A 370-nucleotide genomic window follows, 5' to 3' on the forward strand; every position below is an offset into this window, starting at 1 on the left:
TGGGGCGTTAGCTCAGTTGGTAGAGCAGTTGACTTTTAATCAATTGGTCGCAGGTTCGAATCCTGCACGCCCCACCAATAATTGAAGTAGGTAGTGGTAGTAAAACGTGAAGGATAACGTTGCGTAAGCAACAGCCCGAAGGGCGAGGCGAAGCCGAGTCATCCTGCACGCCCCACCACTAACTTAGCAGTAAGCAGTATCCAGCGTAGTATCGGGTGATTAGCTCAGCTGGGAGAGCACCTCCCTTACAAGGAGGGGGTCGGCGGTTCGATCCCGTCATCACCCACCACTCGGGGCGTTAGCTCAGTTGGTAGAGCAGTTGACTTTTAATCAATTGGTCGCAGGTTCGAATCCTGCACGCCCCACCAAT

At 53.2% G+C, this 370-nt stretch carries 3 tRNA genes; all 3 read left to right on the forward strand.

The annotated features are described in order from the left end of the window. Position 1 precedes the first annotated feature (1 nt). Positions 2-77, forward strand: a tRNA-Lys gene (locus tag OGY01_RS00730). Between the two features lie 136 nt (positions 78-213). Next, positions 214-289: transfer RNA gene (locus OGY01_RS00735), tRNA-Val, on the forward strand. Positions 290-292: 3 nt separating this feature from the next. Next, positions 293-368: transfer RNA gene (locus OGY01_RS00740), tRNA-Lys, on the forward strand. Positions 369-370: the final 2 nt, after the last annotated feature.

Origin of the sequence: Citrobacter sp. Cm038 (assembly GCF_030333105.1) — a bacterium.
Classification (GTDB): Bacteria; Pseudomonadota; Gammaproteobacteria; order Enterobacterales; family Enterobacteriaceae; genus Citrobacter; species Citrobacter murliniae.